The following is a 2,586-nucleotide window of genomic DNA, read 5'->3' as shown; positions in this document are numbered from 1 at the left end:
CATGCATCGAGGTTAGCGAAGGTGGGTTTTGAGGCCAGATGCAAAAGCTTACGCCCGGCATCCACCGCCAGCAGCGTAGGTTTGCCCCCTGCCTGCGCTACCAATACGGTACGCACGCACTCCAGAAGCGAGTGCTCCGCCCGCGCCTGCTGCTCCATAGAGTTCGCCAGCGGATCCATCAGGCAATAGCAAATAAATACGCCCATGAAGGTTCCTACCAACGCGGCCGCGACTTTCAGGCCAATCAGCGCAATGGAGCCGTCGATAGATTGCATGGTAATGATAATGCCAAGCACAGCAGCGCAAATGCCGAATCCTGGCATCGCTTCAGCGGTACGCTGGAGTGAACGTGAAGGGGTCAACAATTCTTCTTCGACCGTATCCAGCTCCTGGTCGAGGATCCCTTCCAGCTCGTGAGCATCGATTTTTCCCATCGCCATCAGACGAAAATTGTCGGCGATAAACGTCACCAGTCGCTTCTGGGTCAGTACCAGAGGGTATTTCTGGAACACAGAGCTCTCCTCCGGCTGTTCGATATGCTGATCAAGCATGCGTAAGCCGCCGTTTTGCACCATTTCCAGTAATTCGTATAAGCACATAAGCAGCTGACGCTGAAATTCCGGACCCAGCTGTTTTTTACTGATCACGCCTTTTATCTGGTGCAAAATCTCTTTGAGAACATGCTTTGGATTCCCTATGACCATTGCACCAAATCCTGCGCCGAAAATAATGATCATCTCTGCTGGCTGCCAGATAGCAATTAACTGCCCGCCCGCCTCAAAATAACCGCCAAAAACACAGCCCAACACCACCAATAACCCTAATACTTTTTGCATGCAATCCTCCGCACAGAGATGCGAATGGTTAATCTGGATATAAACAATCACGAATTTTTTGCGTGATATTTTTATTCATTTGACAAATTCTGGCTTCACTCAGCCCCATCACCAACGCGATCTCTTTTAAATTCATATCCTGTTGGTAATACATTGAGAGAATTAATCCCTCTTTTACACTCAGTTGTTGAAGGGCATAACTGAGTGCTTCCTGGGTTACGACTTGCTCTTCAAATCCTCGCCCTTCTAATGGCGCAATGGGCGTTTCTCCGTTGAGCAACTCATCAAGACTCGCCAGCGTATCGGCCCCTTCCAGTTGCTGAAATTCCAGGTAATCCTCTGCGGTTAACCCCAGCTTCGCCAGCTCTTCCCATTCCGGTTCCCGCCCAAGTTGCTTACGGGCATTTCTGATCAAATCTTTGATCTGATGGTATTTCTGGCGAAGCTGGCGCGGCCGCCAGTCAAGGCTTCGCAATTCATCCAGAATCGCGCCACGAATACGATGCACCGCGTAACCGGCAAAACCCTCATCCGGCAGTCCATAACGTCGAATGGCATTGAGCAATCCCATGAGCGCCGTTTGTTCCATATCCTCGCGGTCCATCACTGAGGTACATTGCGGGGCAAGTTGCCGCACCACTTTTCTTACCAACGGCAAATAAGCCTGTAAATAATGACTTTCTTGCTGCGGGGTAAGTACCGGCGTCGCACTGAATTCCACAGACTCGTAAGCGTCCTGTATCATTTTATGTCCAGCCCCATCGCTTATTGAAATACGACTCTTTTCACCAAAATATCCTTATAAGGCGCGGATATTTTTCGGATCTGTAATTCTTTTTTCAGCGAGTCAGCTAACAACCCTCTGATTCCAGATATATTCATTGCCCGAATATCTTCATATTTCATTTCGGATAAACGCTCAACGGCAATACTTTGATATAGCGGCTCCTGTTGTTTAACTTTCTCAGAATCCTTTTCGTTCATTACCACCATCACCAGTTCTGCTGACATATAGTGATCGGTGCCGTCGCTGTCATGCAGCGTCACGATAGTTTCCTGTAGAGAGACAAACGTACTGTTGTTTTCATCCACGCTTTCAACGGCGGGAGAGGCCACATTAACGGGCTTGCCCCCCCCGACATAATGATATACGCCCCAACCGGCGCTACTGCCGACAACAAGAGCCATGACCGAACTGATCAACTTCATCGTCGTCACCAAAGGCGCTGAACGTATCTCCGAAGTGTCCGCCCGCTTTACCCTTGATGCGATGCCGGGCAAACAGATGGCGATCGACGCCGACCTGAATGCCGGGCTAATCAACCAGCAGCAGGCGCAGACGCGACGTAAGGACGTCGCCGGCGAAGCCGATTTCTATGGCGCGATGGACGGGGCCTCGAAGTTCGTGCGCGGCGATGCCATCGCCGGGATGATGATTCTGGCGATCAACCTGATCGGCGGCGTGTGCATCGGGATTTTTAAATACAATCTCAGTGCCGAAGCGGCATTCCAGCAGTACGTGCTGATGACCATCGGTGACGGTCTGGTGGCGCAGATCCCTTCTCTTCTGCTCTCTACCGCCGCCGCGATCATCGTGACCCGCGTCAGTGACAATGGCGATATCGCCACCGATGTTCGCGCACAGTTACTGGCCAACCCATCGGTGTTGTATACCGCCACCAGCATTATGTTTGTACTGGCAGTGGTGCCGGGAATGCCACATTTCCCGTTCCTCGCGTTCAGCGGCCTG

At 51.4% G+C, this 2,586-nt stretch carries 3 protein-coding genes and 1 pseudogene; 1 reads left to right on the top strand and 3 read right to left on the bottom strand.

Going from position 1 to position 2,586, the window contains the following annotated elements; translation table 11 throughout:
• From motA to AB7E14_RS22680, 3 genes are all read right to left on the bottom strand, one after another.
• A partial coding sequence (gene motA / locus AB7E14_RS22690; protein ID WP_428170002.1) for a flagellar motor stator protein MotA occupies positions 1-836 on the bottom strand: 836 nt, incomplete at its 3' end.
• Positions 837-864: 28 nt separating this feature from the next.
• Positions 865-1,581 carry a FliA/WhiG family RNA polymerase sigma factor gene (locus AB7E14_RS22685; RefSeq protein ID WP_316962898.1) on the bottom strand — a complete coding sequence of 239 codons (717 nt, stop codon included), beginning with the start codon at positions 1,579-1,581 and terminating at the stop codon, positions 865-867.
• A gap of 20 nt (positions 1,582-1,601) precedes the next feature.
• Entirely contained in the window at positions 1,602-2,045 is a 444-nt protein-coding gene (locus AB7E14_RS22680) for a flagellar basal body-associated FliL family protein (RefSeq protein ID WP_316962897.1), read from the bottom strand.
• On the opposite strand from AB7E14_RS22680, the pseudogene AB7E14_RS22675 reads away from it, so the two are divergent.
• Positions 2,032-2,586, top strand: a pseudogene (locus AB7E14_RS22675) (FHIPEP family type III secretion protein); the annotation flags it as partial. The gene AB7E14_RS22680 and the pseudogene AB7E14_RS22675 sit on opposite strands and share 14 nt — an antisense overlap.

This window comes from Citrobacter sp. (genome assembly GCF_050252275.1).
Lineage (GTDB): Bacteria > Pseudomonadota > Gammaproteobacteria > Enterobacterales > Enterobacteriaceae > Citrobacter_A > Citrobacter_A amalonaticus.
This window is presented reverse-complemented; position numbering and strand designations above follow the sequence as displayed.